Source organism: Candidatus Sodalis endolongispinus (assembly GCF_018777395.1).
Taxonomy (GTDB): Bacteria; Pseudomonadota; Gammaproteobacteria; order Enterobacterales; family Enterobacteriaceae; genus Sodalis_B; species Sodalis_B endolongispinus.
This window is the reverse complement of the sequence record NZ_JAFJYC010000001.1, coordinates 754,564-772,372: the sequence shown is the minus strand read 5'-3', so window position 1 is coordinate 772,372 and position 17,809 is coordinate 754,564. Positions and strand designations below refer to the sequence as shown.

Here is a 17,809-nt window from a genome sequence, read left to right as displayed (position 1 = left end):
TGACGGGCAACAAGAGGCACCCGCGACCGACAGGGGAAACGAAAGCAAAGATACTCCATGGCAGCCGGGAAATGACTTATTGCTGGAAATGATTACGTCCGCTAGCGCGACCGGTGCCGGTGGCTGGCGCGGTTGTCACGCTGGCAGCGCGCGGCTGGACGGCCGTTTGCGCAGCACTATTGCGCGCGGGATTGGTGCTACGCGGCGTGTCGGAGCCATCGGCACGGGCGTCCTAAGAAGCATTTTCCGGCGCTACCGTCTGCGGATCGGTCGGCACTGTTTTACCGAGCGTATTATTTAACGTCACCAAATCCGTTTCGTTTAACGTGCCAAGGGCAGATTTCAGGGACAGTTGATTGTTAAGGTATTGATAACGCTCTTGGGAGAGATCCCGCTTGCGATCATAAAGCGTTGTGGTGGCATTCAACACGTCAACGATAGTGCGGGTGCCCACCTGATAACCGGCTTCCGACGCGTCCAGGGAGCTTTGCGCCGACACCACCGCCTGTTCATAGGCGGCAATACTGCTGATGGAAGCGGAGATGTTATTAAACGATGAACGCAGGGTCATAACCATCGAGCGGTGCGCGCTTTCCAGCTGTTCGCTGGCGCTAACAAAATTGTACTGCGCCTGCTTCACTTGGGAGGTGACGGACCCGCCGCTGTAAAGAGTCAGGTTCAGACTCAGGCCGATAGCGTTGCCGCCGATATGACTATTGGGATTGCTCACAGGATCGTTGCGCGAGCCATTGTAGTCGGTATTGCTGACCGTTGACGAGGCGTTAAGATCTAAAGTCGGCAAATGGCCGGCCTGATCTCACGCGCCAAATCCTGCTGCAGCGTGCCGATAACAGGTTGAGATTACGGTTTTCAGCTTCTTTCAACAGGCTGGTTATCACATCGGGACGTTGGGTCTTGAAGCTCGCAATATTTAGCGTCGCCAACTGCGGATATTCCATGCCGGTAATCTGGCGCAGCGCTTCCAACGCATTGTCCAGCTCGTTGCGGGCGCTGACTTCCGACGCCAGAACGGTGTCATAATCCGAACGCGCATTCTGCACATCCGTAATGGCCACCAGACCGACATTAAAGCGTTGGGTAGTTTGGTCCAACTGGCGATAAAGCGCCTGCTTCTGCGCCTCGGTATATGACAGTGTATCAATGGCGTTCAATACGTTAAAATAAGCGGTAGCGGTATTGAGAATTAACGATTGCTGGTCCGTTTGATACGAGACATCCTGAATACCAGCCGTTTTTTCCTGGAGGGTCAGGGCACGCCATTTGGACATATCGAAAATGGTCTGGGTTAACTTCAGTGCGGCGCTTGACGCATTGGAGTTGATATCACGGTTGTCGCGAAAACCCTGTGTATAGGTATAATCTGCTCCCAAACCCAATTGAGGCAGCAGCGGGGCGCACTCTTCATTGATCTTTTCAAAGGCTGCATCGCGATCGGCGGCGGAACGGCGTAAATCCGGGTTGGATAGCCTTGCCTGCTGATACACCTGTAGCAGATTTTCTGCCTGACTCATTGCACTGAAGCCACCGAGACTCAGTCCAATAAGGAGGGGGAGAAGTTTCTTCATTTGCATTCCTTTTGAAACAGCAAAATTGCTAGGGTAGCGCTACAAAAAATTGTGGCTAATTCTAGAAGATACTGCCGGACGGAATAGGTGGCTTAACGTGCCATGCCGGCGCTTTTTACAAAATCTATCATAAACCGTCAGTTTCCGGCAGACTGATTTATCGGGCCGGTTGACGGCGTTAATTGCCAATAGGAGCGCTATGATGACCTCTTCTTTTGTCACGCCGGTGACATTTGGCCGTGATGATGTTGAAATGCTTTCCCGTGAGACGTTGTATAACGGCTTTTTCAAGATGGAGCTTTACCACTTCCGTCACCGGCTGTTTAATGGCGGCATGAGCCAGATGGTGACCCGGTAAATTTTCGAGCGCGGACATGCGGTCGTCCTATTACCCTATGATGCGCGGCGTGATCAGGTGATATTATTGGAGCAAATCCGTATCGCCGCTTATGACAGCAGCCCAACACCCTGGCTGCTGGAGCTGTTCGCCGGTATGATTGAGCCAGGGGAAACGCTGGAGCAGGTAGCCCGACGCGAAGCGATGGAGGAAACGGGGCTCACGGTGGGCCACTGCAAACGGATGCTGAGCTATCTGGCCAGTCCTGGCGGCACCAGTGAACGTTTAACAGTCATGGTGGGGGAAGTGGACGCGCTGAAAGCCCAGGGTATCCATGGACTGGTGGAAGAAAATGAAGATATCCGTCTCCATGCGGTGAGCCGCGAACAAGCGTACCGCTGGGTGGAGGAGGGAGTGATCGAAAACGCCGCCTCTGTCATTGCCCTGCAATGGCTGGCATTACACCATGAATCCTTGAGAAAAGAGTGGGCCGATTAATGATAAAGCGCTACACGCCCGATTTTCCTGAAATGATGCGGTTGTGCGAAACCAACTTCGCCCAGCTGCGCCGGCTGCCGCCGCCGATAAATCAGGTGGATGAAACCGTCGCCTATCAGGTGCATGGCGCCAGCTACCGGCTGACCATCCAGGAGTCCACACGCTATACAACGCTTGTGGCCATCACTCATACCGCGCCGGTCGCCAGCTACTGGAGCCTGCCATCGATGACCGTCAGACTCTATCATGACGCCATGGTTGCGGAAGTGTGTTCCAGTCAGCAGATCTCTCGCTTCAAAGCGCGTTATGATTATCAGAATAAAAAGTTACATCAACGTGATGAGAAACATCAAATCAACCAGTTCCTTGCGGACTGGCTACGCTATTGTTTGGCGTATGGTGCCATGTCGGTTCCTGTTTGTTAGGCAGATTTCGATAACCAAGGACAATCTTTGGAAAGCCTGTTGAAACTTCCTGTGGCGCATGGGGCCAATATCAGGATTTTACAAATCACCGATACTCACCTGTTTGCGGGTGAGGACGAGACGTTGCTCGGGGTGAATACGTTTCGCAGCTACAGCGCGGTGCTGAAGGCGGTACAGGCTGAACAGCGGCATTTTGATTTGGTGGTCGCCACGGGCGATCTGGCGCAGGATCACTCGCCGCAGGCTTATCGGCATTTCGCCACCGGGATAGCCCGCCTGCCCGCGCCCTGCGTCTGGCTGCCGGGCAATCATGATTTTCAGCCGGCGATGGTCGATGTGTTGGCGGAGTGCGGGATGTCCTGCGCCAAACAAGTGTTAATCGGCGACGAGTGGCAATTGTTGCTGCTGGACAGCCAGGTCTACGGCGTGCCCCACGGTGAACTGAGTGATTATCAGCTGGAATGGCTGGCGCAGGCGTTGGCAGGCCAGCCTGAGCGCCATACGCTGCTGCTATTGCATCATCATCCATTCCCCTCCGGCTGTATCTGGCTTGACCAGCATAGCCTGCGTAACGCCCATATGCTGGCGGACGTGTTGCAGCCGCATCCGCGGGTGAACACCCTGCTGTGCGGCCATATTCATCAGGAACTGGACGTTGATTGGCTGGGCCGGCGCGTGCTGGCGACACCGTCCACCTGCGTGCAGTTCAAACCGCATTGCACCAATTTTACCATCGATACCCTCGGTCCCGGCTGGCGCTATCTCGACCTGCTGCCGGACGGCCTGCTCCAGACCGAAGTGCGCCGGATGGACGGGACTGAACACCAGCCCGACACCGATTACGAAGGCTACTGATGGCGACGCTGCTGTATCTCCACGGCTTCAATAGTTCCCCATTGTCTGCCAAGGACACCGCTCTCGGTGCCTGTCTGGCGCGCCATCATCCCGAGATTGAGCTGCTGGTGCCGCAGTTGCCGGTCTATCCCACCGAGGCGGCGGAAATGATGGAGACGCTGGTGATGGAGCGGGCCGGGGAAACGCTGTGGCTGGTGGGCTCGTCCCTCGGCGGTTATTTCGACACCTGGCTGTCACAATCCTTTCTATTGCCGGCGGTGGTGGTCAATCCGGCGGTGCGGCCGTTTGAACTGCTCACGGGCTATCTGGGGGAAAACCTGAACCCATTCACCGGCGAGAAATATGTTCTGGCGCCCCGGCACATCTATGATTTGAAAGTGATGCAGGTCGACGTGCTGGAGTCGCCGGATCTTATCTGGCTGCTGGCGCAAAGCGGCGATGAGATCCTCGATTATCGCCAGGCGGTGGCCTACTACACTCACTGTCGCCAGACCGTCGAGTCCGGCGGTAATCATGCGTTTGTGGGTTTCGACCATTATTTCTCTTCTATCGTGCATTTTTTTGGGCTTACCATCGGGTGAGGCCACAAACGTCACCGCACAGAATATCTGCTTCCCGAAGGCCGGACTTTGCGGTAGGCTCTCCAACAATTTGTCACGAAATATGATTTAAGCCATGACTCAATCAAGCTATAACGCCGACGCGATAGAAGTACTGAGCGGACTGGAACCGGTCCGCCGCCGTCCAGGGATGTACACCGATACCTCGCGGCCCAATCATCTAGGACAGGAAGTCATCGATAACAGCGTCGACGAGGCGCTTGCCGGCCACGCCAGGCGCATTGATGTGATTTTGCACCCCGATCAGTCGCTGGAAGTCACCGACGACGGTCGCGGTATGCCGGTGGATATTCACCCCGAAGAGGGCGTACCGGCGGTGGAATTGATCCTGTGCCGGCTGCATACCGGCGGTAAGTTCTCCAATAAAAACTATCAATTTTCCGGCGGCCTGCACGGCGTCGGTATCTCAGTGGTCAACGCCCTGTCGACCCGGGTCGAGGTGTCGGTGCGCCGTAACGGCAGTGTCTACCGCATCGCGTTTGAAAACGGTGATAAAGTCGAAGACTTGAGCGTGGTCGGCACTTGTCCCAAGCGCAACACCGGTACCAGCGTGCATTTCTGGCCGGACGAGCGCTTTTTCGACAGTCCCCGCTTCTCGGTGTCACGCCTGACCCATTTGCTGAAAGCGAAGGCGGTACTGTGCCCCGGCGTGGAAATCGTGTTTCAGGATCGGGTCAATAATACCGAGCAGCGCTGGTGCTATCAGGCGGGTCTGACCGATTACCTGAATGAAGCGATCAACTGGCTTATCACGTTGCCCGAGACGCCCTTTGTCGGCGCGGTGAGCGGCGATACCGAAACGGTGGACTGGGCGCTATTGTGGCTGCCGGAAGGGGGGGAATTGCTGACCGAAAGCTATGTCAACCTGATCCCCACGCCCCAAGGCGGTACCCACGTTAACGGGCTGCGTCAGGGGTTGCTGGACGCGATGCGTGAGTTTTGCGAGTACCGTAATATTTTGCCCCGTGGCGTCAAGCTGTCGGCGGACGACATTTGGGAGCGCTGCGCCTATGTGCTCTCGGTGAAAATGCAAGATCCGCAGTTCGCCGGCCAGACCAAAGAGCGCTTGTCGTCGCGGCAAAGCGCCGCCTTTGTTTCCGGCGTGGTGAAAGATGCCTTCATTTTGTGGCTGAACCAGAACATACAGGTGGCTGAGCAACTGGTGGAGCTGGCGATCGCCAGCGCTCAGCGGCGCCTGCGCGCGGCAAAAAAGGTGGTGCGTAAAAAGCTGACCAGCGGGCCGGCGCTGCCGGGCAAGTTGGCCGATTGTACCGCCCAGGATCTGGCGCGTACGGAACTGTTCCTGGTGGAAGGGGATTCGGCGGGCGGGTCCGCCAAGCAGGCGCGCGATCGCGAATATCAGGCGATCATGCCGCTAAAGGGGAAAATCCTCAATACCTGGGAGGTGTCTTCCGATGAAGTGCTGGCCTCCCAGGAAGTGCACGATATCTCGGTGGCGCTAGGTATCGATCCCGATAGCAACGATTTAAGCCAGCTGCGGTACGGTAAAATCTGCATCCTGGCGGATGCCGATTCCGATGGCCTGCATATCGCCACGCTGCTGTGCGCTTTGTTTATGCAACACTTCCGCAAGCTGGTGGAAGAGGGGCACGTTTATGTGGCGATGCCGCCGCTCTATCGTATCGATTTGGGCAAAGAGGTCTATTACGCCCTTGATGAGGAAGAAAAAACCGGTGTGCTGGAGCAATTGAAGCGCAAAAAGGGCAAGCCTAACGTGCAGCGCTTTAAAGGGCTGGGCGAAATGAACCCGCTACAGTTGCGCGAAACGACGCTCGATCCCAATACCCGTCGGTTGGTGCAGTTAACGGTCGGCGCTGACGATGTGCAGCAGACGCTGGCGATGATGGATATGCTGCTGGCGAAAAAACGCTCGGAAGACCGCCGCAATTGGCTGCAGGAAAAGGGCGACGAAGCGGAAATCGAGGTCTGAGCCACCGGCAGCCGACGTCCCCCTTCATGCGCCGCGGCTTACCGCTTTCTGAGGTTATGTTTGCGAGCCGCTATGGCGTTATGCTTACGAGCCGCTTTGTTGGCGTTATGCTTTCGACTTACGAGCCGCTCATCGCCAGCGCTAGGCGTCGGCGATGCCCCCAGGCGTCAATTTACCAGACGCCACCAAGCTATTTCCCCCAATCCTCGCCTTGCCAGCGCCGGAATTCGGCGTTTAAGGCCTTCAGCAGGCGCTGAAGGCCAACCTCCCCCTTGCGCGGCAGGACCCGACGTTGGGTTGCCGGCGTCGGGCGTCGGTGTTAGTATTTGGCCATCAAGACATACAGATTGCTAGATCCCCGGATGGCACCGCTTCCGGCCGGTTTTAACAAGGACGCTTATGGCGGAAAATATGCAATTGGCTGAATTGGTCGGGGCCTGCCGTTGGATAGGGGCGAGGGTCTGGAGCCCGGCCACCGGCGGCAACATGTCGCAGCGACGAGGCGCGCGCAGCTGCTATATCACCGAGTCCGGCCTGGATAAAGGCCACCTCGACGCCGACGATTTTCTCACCGTGGATATCCATACCGGTTCGGCGCAGCCCGGCCGCCGGCCTTCGGCTGAAACCGGCTTACATACCTTCCTTTACCGGCGATTTCCCGATGTCGGCTGCGTGCTCCATACCCATTCGGTCAGCGCAACGGTGCTGTCGCTGGCGGAGCAGGGAAGCGCTCTGCGGTTGTCTGGTTACGAAATGCAAAAATCGCTGACGGGACAAACCGATCATCGTGAGGAAGTAACGATCGCCGTTTTTGATAATTCCCAGGATATTCCCGCGCTGGTGCAGCGCATTGCCCGGCACGATGCGATAACCCCCCTGCGCTATGGTTTTCTGACGCGCGGCCACGGGCTGACCTGCTGGGGGCGGGACGTGCGCGAGGCCCGGCGCCATCTGGAAGGTCTCGAATTTCTGTTTGAGTGCGAGTGGCGCCGCCGTCTGCTGGAGGCCAGATGATCCGTGCGGTGATTACCGATATTGAGGGCACCACCAGCGATATTCGCTTTGTGCACCAGGTGCTGTTCCCTTATGCCCGTGAACGGTTGGCGGAGGTAGTGCAAACCCACGCTATTGATGCCGAGATCGCACAGGCGTTACAAGGGCTGCGCGCGGAGATCGGTCAGCAAGACGCCGACAACGCGAACCTGTTGACGGCGCTATACGGTTTTATGGATGAGGATCGTAAATCACCGGCGCTGAAAACCCTGCAGGGCATTATCTGGCGTGAAGGCTATCGCCGGGGTGACTTCCTTGGCCATGTTTACGATGACGTGATGCCGCAGCTCACGGCCTGGCACCGCCAGGGGCTGGTGCTTGGCGTTTATTCGTCGGGATCGGTCGAAGCGCAGCAACTGCTGTTCGGCTATAGCGTCAAGGGCGATCTGTGTGGGCTATTCAGCCACTACTTTGATACCCGCGTCGGCGCGAAACGGCACTGCGACGCCTATCAGACTATCGCCGCCGAACTGGCGCTGCCGCCGGAGGCTATTTTATTCTTATCCGATGTTTATCAGGAGCTTGATGCAGCTCGTGCTGCCGGATGGCGTACCTGTCAGCTTATTCGCGACGATGATACCGCCGGCGGCAGCCACCCGCAGGCGCGTCGTTTTGATCAGATAAACCTGCAGGAGTTTGCTTAATGAGCGCACTGACCATTTATTCCGATACCGATGCCACGGCGCCGCGTTGGCAAAGCCACGAGGGTGATGCCATTCAGCGTGAGCTGAACGCTATCGGCGTGCGTTTCGAGCGCTGGCAGGCCGACAGCGAATTGGGAGCGAACCCCGACGCCGAGACGGTGATCGCTGCCTATCAGCATGCTATCGATCGACTGGTGGCGGAAAAAGGCTATCAAAGCTGGGATGTCATCAGCATGCGCCCGGATAATCCACAGCGCGAAGCTCTGCGCGCGAAATTTTTGGCGGAGCATACTCACGGCGAAGATGAAGTGCGGTTTTTCGTCGAGGGCGCCGGTCTGTTTTGCCTGCATATACAGGGTAAAATCTATCAGATACTGTGCGAAAAGAATGATTTGATCTCGGTACCCGCAGGGACGCCGCACTGGTTTGATATGGGCGAGGCGCCACATTTTACCGCTATCCGGGTGTTTGATAACCCGGAGGGCTGGATCGACCGCTTCACCGGCGATGCCATTGCTGATGCGTATCCACGCCTGGTACGTTAGGCAAGCGGTACCGGCCAACCCGTGGCCGCGGCAACCGCCTTACCGCTTTATATAAACGTCTTACCGACTGAGAGATGCCTTACCGTTGTGGTGAGGGTGTTACCGACGCGATGCTCACCTTACCGGTGCGGTGAGGGTGTTACCGACGCGATGCTCATCTTACCGGTGCGGTGACTGTCAGCCGGTGTTTAGTCGTTTCACCGGCGCGACACCGCCTTAGCACAACGGCCGACTGAACAGCCCTTCTGCTACCTGCTGCGGCGTCACGATGCCGGTATCCAGCACCCAGCCGTCGATCAGCGCCGCCGGCGTGACGTCAAAGGCCGGATTGTAGACCTCCGCCCCGGACGGCGCCCACTGGCACTGGCCGAAGCTGCCGGCGACGCCGGTCACCTCGGCGGCGTCGCGTTGCTAAATGGGGATCGACTCGCCGCTGGGGCAGCGGGCGTCGCAGGTGGTATGGGGCGCCGCCACATAAAACGGCACCCCGTGCCAGCGGGCCAGTACGGCCAGACTGTAAGTGCCAATCTTATTGGCAACATCGCCATTGGCGGCGATTCTGTCGGCGCCGACCCAGACGGCGTTCACCTGGCCGCGCGCCATGAGGTCGGCCGCCATCCCATCGCATATCAGCCGGTAAGGGATGCCCAGATCCCAGGCGGTAAGCCGGCCGCCCTGCAGCAGCGGTCGGGTTTCATCTACCCACACCTGGTCGATATTGCCCTGACGGTGGGCAAGAGCTATCACCCCCAGCGCGGCGCCGTGCCGGGCAATGGCGTCGCACAGCGCCCGATCCTCCGCGACCAGCCGCAGCGCTTCCTGCCCCATGGCGCTGACGAAATCCGGCTGTGTCAACGCCTGCGCCATGCGCGCCAGGTTATTCATCAGGTTTACCGCGGTCGGGCGCGCCGTGCGCAGTATCGCCAAGTCGCGCTCAAGCCGCGTCCGGCTCTGACCACTTTCCGCCAACAGTGCCATCAGCACGCTGGCTGCCAGACCGATAAGCGGCGCTCCCCGCACGCGTAGCATGCGAATGTGGTACACCAACTGCGCCACATTCTCCGCCAGATGCCAGCGCTGCTGTTGCGGCAGCGCCTGCTGATCCAAAATCCATAGCTGATTATCCCTGACCCGCAGGATGGTGGTGCTAAACGTCTGCATCGCTGTTGTCCCTGTCCGGTTATTGCATCTGGTTTACTATTCTGCCAACATGCCATCGAGATGTATAGACGTCTACATGGTTTTACGACTTTACGGCCTTTTTGCAGCGCATCATGGAAGCCGATATGACAATGTACCGTACCCTTACTGCCGCCGACGCGGTAGCCTATGCCCGCCGTTTCGCCGGCCTCAGCAACCCCGAGACGCTTTGCGCCGCACAGGAAATTGGTGACGGCAATCTCAATCTGGTGTTTAAAATTCTTGATGCCGACGGCGTCAGCCGGGTCATCGTTAAACAGGCGCTGCCGTATGTCCGCTGCGTGGGTGAATCCTGGCCGCTAACGCTTGATCGCGCGCGTATCGAGGCGGAAACCCTGTTTATTCATGGTCGCTATTGTCCTGCCTACACGGTGCGGGTCGTGCATCATGACCCGCAACTGGCGACGATGGTGCTGGAAGATCTTTCTGACCACCATATTTGGCGTAGCGAGCTGGTCAAGGGCGCTGGTACCCTGACGCCGCCCGCCAATTGGGCGAATTTCTGGCGCAGAAGTTGTTTCACACCTCCGATTTTTACCAGCCGCCCGAGGAGAAAAAAAAAGAGGTCGCCCGTTTTGTCAATCCTGAAATGTGCCGGATAACGGAAGATCTGTTTTTTACCGATCCCTATCGTGTTCATGAGCGCAATGCCTATGAGCCGGAACTGGCGCAGGACGCGGCGGCGTTGCGTGACGATCGGGAATTGAAGCTGCGGGTGGCGGCGCTGAAACACCGCTTTTTGACGAAGGCGGAAGCGCTGTTGCATAGGGATATTCATAGCGGCTCTCTCTTTGTTGCCCGCGCGCGACTAAAAGTGATTGATGCCGAATTCAACTATTATGGCCCCGTGGGCTTTGATATCGGCACTGCCATCGGGAATCTGCTGCTGAATTATTGCGGTTTGCCGGGGCTGTTAGCGCTGCGCGAAGCCGCGGCGGGACGCGAGCAACGCCTGCTGGATGTGCAGGAGGTCTGGCAGGCGTTCAGCGAGGGATTCCACGCCCTGGCGGCGGAAAAAAGCCGCGATCTCACGCTGGCCGAGCCGGGGTATGTCCAGCTGTTTTTGCGCGAGGTGTTACAAGACGCCATAGGATATTGCGGCACCGAGCTTATCCGGCGCACGGTAGGGATGGCGCATGTGAGCGATCCTGATGGCATACAGGATGCCGATATGCGTCACGCCTGCCAGCGCCAGGCGCTGGCGCTGGGCAAAATGCTTATCCTCGCCGCGCCACATATCACCGACGCCGCCGCGCTGGATGCCCGCATACGTCAACATGCCTGAGCGGCCGCCACTTGCCGTGGACGGGCGCCGGTTTACCCCGAACGACCGGCCCGCATCGATACGGGCCAATCGGCTTTCTGTTGTGCGCAGGCCGTTGCGCGAGGGAGAAATTTCTTCCTGCTGATACGGTAAATCCTGATTCCTCTTCTATACTCAAATAACGATATCATCGACTTATAGTCAAAACGAGCATCACTTAACGAGAAGGAACAGGGAATGAAAATATTTCTGTGGATAATTGCCATTATTTTTATCGTCGGCCTGCTGACGTTGACCGGTGTATTTAAATTGATCTTCTGATGCCGTCCGGCGCTAACGGCGCTCCCGTTAGCGCCAGCCTCACGCCGCTGCGCCTCGCGTGATGCGGGGATAAAAAGGTAAGCCGCAACTTACCCCTATTGATTACCCATGCCGGGTTCAGCCGGTGCGTTTCTCCAAAATATGAAAAGTCACATCCATTACATCATCGCGAATATTGGCGCGGTGGGCATCCATATGCGCCGTTTGTTGGTGCTGCTCCAAATGCCGAATACTCTTCCATTGTTCCAGCATAAAAATGGAGTCGGGAGCAGTTTTACGCCACGGTACTTGCGCTTTATAGTCGGTGAGCAAGGTATATTCGCCACATCCGTCTTCGGCCAGCACGTTGGGCCTAAGCGCTTCGATAGCGGCTAAAACCGCTTCTCTTCGTCCCGGTTTGACTTTGATTTCTGCAATTACCGTGATCATCGCTTCCTCTGTTTCGCTTTCGTTCGGGGGCGCCAATAGTTAACCAAAGACGCGGGTCGGATGCTCGTGATATTTTATCGCATCCGTGATTTGACCCCTTATTATACTGAATGCGGCCACGGCTTAGCCACGCTGACCCAAAAGCGCCCATGCGAGTGATGTGACAGCGGGGGGGCGATAGGGTAGTATCATGCTCACTAACCCCATACCCGCGGCCCAGGGATGTGACTGCTCACGTGACCCTGCCGCGGTCAGAGGAAACAATCATCAATGAGCGAGCTGACTCATGACGGCGCCGAACGCCTGGCGATGCATAAATTTACCGAAAACGCGTACCTCAACTATTCCATGTACGTCATCATGGATCGCGCGCTGCCGTTTATCGGCGACGGGCTCAAACCGGTGCAACGGCGCATCGTCTATGCCATGTCGGAACTGGGGCTGAACGCCAGCGCGAAATACAAAAAATCGGCGCGCACCGTTGGCGACGTCTTGGGTAAATACCATCCCCACGGCGACAGCGCCTGCTATGAGGCCATGGTATTAATGGCGCAACCTTTCTCCTACCGCTATCCGATGGTGGACGGTCAGGGCAACTGGGGGGCGCCGGACGATCCCAAATCCTTCGCCGCCATGCGCTATACCGAATCGCGTTTGTCCCGCTACGCCGAGGTGTTGCTGGGCGAGCTAGGACAGGGCACGGTTGATTATGTGCCAAACTTCGACGGCACGCTGGAAGAGCCGAAAATGCTGCCGGCGCGGTTGCCGAACGTGTTGCTAAACGGCACCACCGGCATTGCGGTCGGGATGGCGACCGATATCCCGCCGCATAACGTTAACGAAGTGGCGACCGCCGCGATTGCGCTGCTGAGCAATCCTGCCGCCACGCTGGAGCAATTGCTGGAATATGTAAAGGGGCCGGATTTTCCCACCGAGGCGGAAATCATTACCCCCAAGGACGATCTGCGCAAAATTTACCAGACCGGGCGTGGCTCCGTGCGCATGCGCGCGCTGTGGACTGTCGAGGACGGCGAGGCGGTCATCAGCGCGTTGCCGCATCAGGTGTCAGGCGCCAAGGTGCTGGAACAGATAGCCAGCCAGATGCGCGCAAAGAAACTGCCGATGGTGGAGGATCTGCGCGACGAATCGGACCATGAAAACCCGACCCGTCTGGTCATCGTCCCGCGCTCCAATCGCGTTGATCTGACGCAGGTGATGAACCATCTGTTCGCCACCACCGATTTGGAACGCAGCTACCGCGTCAATATGAACATGATCGGGCTGGACGGCCGTCCGGCGGTGAAAAACCTGCACGAAATCTTGTCGGAATGGCTGGTTTATCGCCGCGACACCGTTCGACGCCGGCTGAACTTCCGGTTGGAAAAGGTCTTGCGCCGGCTGCATATCCTGACCGGCCTGCTGGTGGCCTACCTTAACCTGGATGAGGTTATCCACATCATCCGCACCGAGGACGAGCCGAAACAGGTTTTGATGCAGCGCTTCGAGCTCAGCGAGACGCAGGCCGACGCCATCCTCGAGTTAAAACTTCGTCATTTGGCCAAACTGGAAGAAATGAAGCTGCGCGGCGAACAGGATGAGCTTGCGAAAGAACGCGACAAGCTGCAGGCAATCCTCGCCTCGGAACGCAAGCTGAGCAACTTGATGAAAAAAGAAATTGATGCGGATGCCGCCGCTTACGGCGACGCGCGCCGCTCTCCATTGGTGGAGCGTGGCGAGGCAAAAGCGCTGAGCGAAAACGAGCTTATTCCCTCGGAGCCGGTGACGGTTATCCTATCCACCATGGGCTGGGTGCGCAGCGCCAAGGGTCACGATATCGATCCCAGCAGGCTCGGTTACCGGTCCGGCGACAATTATATGTCGTCTGTGCGTGGCAAGAGCAATCAGCCGGTGGTATTCATCGATTCTACCGGACGCAGCTACGCGCTTGAGCCCGCCGGCCTGCCTTCGGCGCGCTGCCAGGGCGAGCCGTTGACCGGTAAGCTGACGTTACCGCCGGGCGCATCAATCGAGCAGATGCTCACCGGCGCAGACGATCGAAAACTGCTGATGGCCTCCGATGCCGGCTACGGATTTGTGTGCAGTTTCAGCGATCTAGTGGCGCGTAATCGCGCCGGCAAGGCGTTATTGACGTTGCCGGAAAACGCCAAAGTCATGCCGCCGTTATGGTTGCAAGGCGCCGCCGATAAGCTTCTGGCGTTAACCGAAGCCGGTCGCCTGTTAATGTTCCCGGTTGACGATCTGCCGCAGCTGTCGAAAGGGAAAGGCAATAAAATCATCTCTATTCCCGCCGCGGACGCGGCGGCGGGCAAAGATCGGCTCGCCGGCCTGTACCTCCTGTCTACCAAGGCTTCGGTCACCTTCCACGTCGGCAAACGCAAGCTGACCCTGCGTCCGGAAGATCTGCAGAAATTCAGCGCCGAACGCGGGCGTAAGGGGACGCTATTGCCACGCGGATTGCAGCATATCGACCGGGTGGAAGTCACCGATCCGCTGGCCGGCAGCGGCGACGAGGAAATGGCGTAATTTGCGCGCCGGGCGGGCAATGCCCGGCCGGTTTCTCCATGCTGATAGGTGATGCTCTTCGCTGTTTTCAACCGCCGCCCGGCCACCGGGGGGAATAACCGTGTATTTTGTCAGGAAGCCGGTATACTAGCGACGGCTGAAGGTTAAGAGGTAACTATGCTCGCTATTGTTCGCACCATTTTGGTGGTGCTGTTGTCGATAATCATCTGCGTTTTTGGCTTGATTTATTGCTTGTTCAGCCCGCGAAACCCTCGTCATGTCGCCACCTTTGGCCGCTGGTTCGGCCGTATGTCGCCTTTGTTTGGCATCCGGGTGGAAGTTCGTCATCCCGCAGGTGTGACGCTGCCGCAAAATTGCATTTATATCGCCAATCATCAGAACAATTACGATATGGTTACCGCCGCGTATGTGGTGCAGCCCCGCACCGTCACGGTGGGGAAAAAAAGCCTGCTGTGGATCCCGCTGTTCGGGCCGCTTTATTGGCTGACCGGCAATCTGCTTATCGATCGCGATAACAGCGCTCGCGCCCACAGCACGCTCACCGAGATCGTACAGAGCATCAAAAAGCGCAATATTTCCATCTGGATGTTTCCAGAAGGCACCCGCAGCCGCGGTCGCGGATTGCTGCCGTTTAAAACCGGGGCGTTTTATACCGCCATTGCCGCCGATGTTCCCATTGTGCCGATTTGCGTTTCAAATACCTCGAACAAAATCAAACTCAATCGCTGGTCTAACGGTTTGGTCATCATAGAAATTATGCCGCCGGTGGCAACAGCCGGCTACAGCCGGGAGCAGGTGCGCGCGTTGACCAGACACTGTCGGGATATTATGAAAAACAAACTAGACGATCTGAATGCGGAAGTGGCGCGACGGGAATCCGTCGAGCGCTGAAGGCTCCCGACTCCGCGATGCCGGTTGCAATGCCGGTCGCGAGGCGCACAACGGCGCGTCGAAGCGGACCGGTGTCGAAAGCGTCTCTCTCAGACGCCGTCCGGGGCCGTAACGGTGGCCCCCGGCCCGGCCCAGATGTGGCCCTTCAGCGGTGCCGGTGTACGATTGACGATTTCCCGGCCTGTCCCAGGCCGGACATTACGAGAAAAGCTTTGCCTTGTCTAATGGAGCAGATATGTCACTCAGTCGGCGTCTGTTTATTCAGGCAACGGGGGTTACCCTTGCGGCCAGCGCGTTGCCGCTGCAGGCGCAAGCCGACGAAACGCCCGTTGCGCTGCCGATCCCACCCTTGCTGGAGTCGCGCCGCGGCCAGCCGTTATTTTTGACGCTGCAGCGCTCGCATTGGACTTTTGCCGCCGGTCGGCGCGCCGCCACCTGGGGCATTAACGGCGGCTACCTCGGCCCGACGGTGCGGGTGTTCAATGGCGATGACGTCAAGCTTATTTATAATAATCGCCTGACGGAACCGGTGGCAATGACCATCAGCGGTCTGCAGGCGCCAGGTACGCTCATGGGCGGCGCGGCGCGGATGATGTCGCCGGGTGCCGATTGGTCGCAGGTGCTGCCCATCCGGCAACCGGCCGGCACCTGCTGGTACCATGCCAATACGCCAAACCGGATGGCACCGCACGTCTACAACGGTCTGACGGGGCTCTGGCTGGTGGAGGATGCGGTCAGTAAGGTGCTGCCGCTGCCGAATCATTATGGCGTCGATGACTTCCCGCTCATTATCCAGGACAAACGGCTGGATAACTTTGGTCAGCCGGTCTATAACCCTCCCGCGAGCGGCGGTTTTCTCGGTGATACGCTGCTGGTGAACGGTGCGCAGAATCCGTTTGTGGAGGTGTCGCGGGGTTGGGTGCGTCTGCGGCTGCTCAATGCCTCAAACGCCCGGCGTTATCAGCTGCAGCTGAGAGACGGCCGCGCCATGCAGGTCGTTGCCGGCGACCAGGGCTTTCTGCCGGCGCCGGTGCCGGTTATCCGGCTGTCGCTGGCACCTGGCGAGCGCCGTGAAATCCTTATCGATATGTCCAAAGGGGAAGAGGTAGCCATCACCGCCGGTGAAGCGGCCGGCCTGATGGACAGGGTTCGCGGCTTCTTTGAGCCCTCGTCGATACTGGTCAATACCACGGTGCTGACGCTTAAACCGACAGGGCTGCTACCGCTGGTTACCGATAACCTGCCCATGCGTTTGCTGTTCGACCAGCTCATTGGCGGCGGTATCAGCCGCACACGCGAATTTTCGCTCGGTGGCTCCACTCCCGATATTAATGGCGCGTTATGGAATATGAGCCGTAACGACTTCCAAAGCTTACAGGGCAGTTTTGAGCGTTGGATAGTCCACACCAACACTCCGCATGCGTTTCATATCCAGGGCGTGGCTTTTTTGATTAAGCGCGTCAATGGCAGTATGCCGTTGCCGGAAGATCAGGGCTGGAAAGATACGGTGTGGGTTGATAACGAAGTAGAATTGCTGGTCTGGTTCCCACAAATGGCGCCGGATCACTTCCCTTATCTTTATTATAGCCAGACGTTGGAGATGGCCGATCGCGGCGCGGCGGGGCAATTTGTGGTACAGCCCCCTTCCATGGGGTAACGGCGGCATTCATGCTGCGGCGTCAGATGGCTCTCCAATCAGACTGCCGCCATGGTATCTGGATGCGAACCCAGCCGTTTGCCGCTGTCCAATTTGGCGATGGCGTCAAGGTCATTTTGCGCCAGACTAAATTCAAACACCGCAAAGTTGGCGCGGATCCGCGCCGGCGTTACCGATTTAGGGATCACGACTAATCCGCTATCGATATGCCAGCGAATGACGATTTGCGCCGGCGTTTTACCGTATTTTTCTGCCAGTTCGCGGATGATTGCCTGATCAAATACCCCTTTGCCGCCCTGGGCCATAGGACTCCATGATTCGGTCAAAATCTGGTGGCGGGCATCAAATGTCCGCAATGCCTGTTGTTGTAACAGCGGATGCAGCTCGATCTGATTTATCACCGGCACCACGCCGGTTTCATCCAGCAGGCGCTGAAGATGGTGTGGCTCAAAATTGCATACCCCAATGCTTTTGGCCAGCCCTTCCTCCTTCAGCTTCACCATCTCGCGCCAGGCTTGCACATAGTTATCCTGGCTGGGCACCGGCCAATGCATCAGATAAAGGTCGACATAATCCAGCCGCAGCTTGGTCAGACTTTGATCAATAGCCTTGGGCACTCTGGTTTGATCGCCGTTCCACAATTTAGTGGTAATAAACAGTTGTTGCCGTGGGATCGTTGCGCCCTGCAGCGCCTGACCTACGCCTTCTTCATTTTTATACATCGCCGCGGTATCAATGGAGCGATAACCGGCCTCCAGCGCCGCCTCAACTGCGGTGAGGACTTCCTGGTTAGTGGCTTTCCAGACCCCCAAACCCAATTGCGGCATGGTGTGTCCATCATGGAATGTGACCGTATGTTGCGTTGTCATGATTTCTCCTTTTTTGTCCAACCGCCGCACCCGCGCGGGGCGGCGAAGGTTATTAATAAGGGAACAGGTTCCGCCGACGCCGTTTAACGTGTTGCTCGCCAGCCGCGCCCGCAACACCCG

General features: G+C 57.6%; 13 protein-coding genes and 4 pseudogenes. 13 read left to right on the top strand and 4 right to left on the bottom strand.

The window, feature by feature from the left end:
* Positions 1–76: 76 nt before the first annotated feature.
* Positions 77–1,586, bottom strand: a pseudogene (tolC, locus tag JZM24_RS03820) (outer membrane channel protein TolC).
* A 202-nt stretch (positions 1,587–1,788) separates the two neighbouring features.
* Between tolC and nudF the strand changes: the two are divergent.
* The 8 genes and pseudogenes from nudF to JZM24_RS03780 all read left to right on the top strand — a co-directional run bounded on the left by nudF (position 1,789) and on the right by JZM24_RS03780 (position 8,514).
* Positions 1,789–2,421 (top strand): annotated as a pseudogene (gene nudF, locus JZM24_RS03815) (ADP-ribose diphosphatase).
* A gap of 2 nt (positions 2,422–2,423) precedes the next feature.
* Positions 2,424–2,846 (top strand): DUF1249 family protein, encoded by a 423-nt coding sequence (locus JZM24_RS03810; RefSeq protein WP_215669994.1) that lies wholly within the window; start codon positions 2,424–2,426, stop codon positions 2,844–2,846.
* 27 nt (positions 2,847–2,873) lie between these two features.
* On the top strand, positions 2,874–3,701 hold the full coding sequence (gene cpdA / locus JZM24_RS03805) for a 3',5'-cyclic-AMP phosphodiesterase (RefSeq protein ID WP_215668616.1): 828 nt from the start codon (positions 2,874–2,876) through the stop codon (positions 3,699–3,701).
* On the top strand, positions 3,701–4,282 hold the full coding sequence (yqiA, locus tag JZM24_RS03800) for an esterase YqiA (protein ID WP_215668615.1): 582 nt from the start codon (positions 3,701–3,703) through the stop codon (positions 4,280–4,282). The genes cpdA and yqiA overlap by 1 nt, the downstream gene beginning before the upstream one ends.
* A 94-nt stretch (positions 4,283–4,376) precedes the next feature.
* The gene (gene parE / locus JZM24_RS03795; protein WP_215668614.1) at positions 4,377–6,272 is read left to right on the top strand and encodes a DNA topoisomerase IV subunit B; all 1,896 of its coding nucleotides are present in this window, start codon (positions 4,377–4,379) and stop codon (positions 6,270–6,272) included.
* 399 nt (positions 6,273–6,671) lie between these two features.
* On the top strand, positions 6,672–7,286 hold the full coding sequence (locus JZM24_RS03790) for a methylthioribulose 1-phosphate dehydratase (RefSeq protein WP_215668613.1): 615 nt from the start codon (positions 6,672–6,674) through the stop codon (positions 7,284–7,286).
* Positions 7,283–7,969 carry an acireductone synthase gene (mtnC, locus tag JZM24_RS03785; protein ID WP_215668612.1) on the top strand — a complete coding sequence of 229 codons (687 nt, stop codon included), beginning with the start codon at positions 7,283–7,285 and terminating at the stop codon, positions 7,967–7,969. The genes JZM24_RS03790 and mtnC overlap by 4 nt, the downstream gene beginning before the upstream one ends.
* A complete protein-coding gene (locus JZM24_RS03780) occupies positions 7,969–8,514 on the top strand; it encodes a 1,2-dihydroxy-3-keto-5-methylthiopentene dioxygenase (protein ID WP_215668611.1) in 546 nt (181 codons plus the stop codon). Before mtnC ends, JZM24_RS03780 begins: the two co-directional genes overlap by 1 nt.
* Before the next feature lie 216 nt (positions 8,515–8,730).
* On the opposite strand, the pseudogene JZM24_RS03775 reads toward JZM24_RS03780, so the two are convergent.
* Positions 8,731–9,675: pseudogene (locus JZM24_RS03775) on the bottom strand (S-methyl-5-thioribose-1-phosphate isomerase).
* A 125-nt stretch (positions 9,676–9,800) separates the two neighbouring features.
* Here JZM24_RS03775 and mtnK point away from each other — a divergent pair.
* Positions 9,801–10,999: pseudogene (gene mtnK / locus JZM24_RS03770) on the top strand (S-methyl-5-thioribose kinase).
* A gap of 216 nt (positions 11,000–11,215) precedes the next feature.
* Complete coding sequence (locus tag JZM24_RS19960; protein WP_442976089.1) at positions 11,216–11,299, top strand: small membrane protein YohP; 84 nt, start codon at positions 11,216–11,218, stop codon at positions 11,297–11,299.
* A 117-nt stretch (positions 11,300–11,416) separates the two neighbouring features.
* Here JZM24_RS19960 and JZM24_RS03765 read toward each other — a convergent pair whose 3' ends face one another.
* On the bottom strand, positions 11,417–11,728 hold the full coding sequence (locus JZM24_RS03765; protein WP_074011749.1) for a putative quinol monooxygenase: 312 nt from the start codon (positions 11,726–11,728) through the stop codon (positions 11,417–11,419).
* A gap of 270 nt (positions 11,729–11,998) precedes the next feature.
* Between JZM24_RS03765 and parC the strand changes: the two genes are divergently transcribed.
* The 3 genes from parC (at position 11,999) to ftsP (ending at position 16,820) form a co-directional block, all read left to right on the top strand.
* On the top strand, positions 11,999–14,272 hold the full coding sequence (parC, locus tag JZM24_RS03760) for a DNA topoisomerase IV subunit A (RefSeq protein WP_215668610.1): 2,274 nt from the start codon (positions 11,999–12,001) through the stop codon (positions 14,270–14,272).
* Positions 14,273–14,428: 156 nt separating this feature from the next.
* Positions 14,429–15,163 carry a 1-acylglycerol-3-phosphate O-acyltransferase gene (locus tag JZM24_RS03755; protein ID WP_215668609.1) on the top strand — a complete coding sequence of 245 codons (735 nt, stop codon included), beginning with the start codon at positions 14,429–14,431 and terminating at the stop codon, positions 15,161–15,163.
* A 235-nt stretch (positions 15,164–15,398) separates the two neighbouring features.
* On the top strand, positions 15,399–16,820 hold the full coding sequence (gene ftsP, locus JZM24_RS03750) for a cell division protein FtsP (protein WP_215668608.1): 1,422 nt from the start codon (positions 15,399–15,401) through the stop codon (positions 16,818–16,820).
* A gap of 38 nt (positions 16,821–16,858) precedes the next feature.
* Here the strand turns inward: ftsP and dkgA are convergent, their stop codons facing one another.
* On the bottom strand, positions 16,859–17,689 hold the full coding sequence (gene dkgA, locus JZM24_RS03745) for a 2,5-didehydrogluconate reductase DkgA (protein WP_215668607.1): 831 nt from the start codon (positions 17,687–17,689) through the stop codon (positions 16,859–16,861).
* Positions 17,690–17,809 lie beyond the last annotated feature (120 nt).

Bases quoted from the DNA above. Each gene is read 5' to 3' on its own strand.
- yqiA (WP_215668615.1), top strand. From the start codon at position 3,701: ATGGCGACGCTGCTGTATCTCCACGGCTTCAATAGTTCCCCATTGTCT.
- parE (WP_215668614.1), top strand. From the start codon at position 4,377: ATGACTCAATCAAGCTATAACGCCGACGCGATAGAAGTACTGAGCGGA.
- JZM24_RS03790 (WP_215668613.1), top strand. From the start codon at position 6,672: ATGGCGGAAAATATGCAATTGGCTGAATTGGTCGGGGCCTGCCGTTGG.
- mtnC (WP_215668612.1), top strand. From the start codon at position 7,283: ATGATCCGTGCGGTGATTACCGATATTGAGGGCACCACCAGCGATATT.
- JZM24_RS03780 (WP_215668611.1), top strand. From the start codon at position 7,969: ATGAGCGCACTGACCATTTATTCCGATACCGATGCCACGGCGCCGCGT.
- JZM24_RS19960 (WP_442976089.1), top strand. From the start codon at position 11,216: ATGAAAATATTTCTGTGGATAATTGCCATTATTTTTATCGTCGGCCTG.
- JZM24_RS03765 (WP_074011749.1), bottom strand. From the start codon at position 11,728: ATGATCACGGTAATTGCAGAAATCAAAGTCAAACCGGGACGAAGAGAA.
- parC (WP_215668610.1), top strand. From the start codon at position 11,999: ATGAGCGAGCTGACTCATGACGGCGCCGAACGCCTGGCGATGCATAAA.
- JZM24_RS03755 (WP_215668609.1), top strand. From the start codon at position 14,429: ATGCTCGCTATTGTTCGCACCATTTTGGTGGTGCTGTTGTCGATAATC.
- ftsP (WP_215668608.1), top strand. From the start codon at position 15,399: ATGTCACTCAGTCGGCGTCTGTTTATTCAGGCAACGGGGGTTACCCTT.
- dkgA (WP_215668607.1), bottom strand. From the start codon at position 17,689: ATGACAACGCAACATACGGTCACATTCCATGATGGACACACCATGCCG.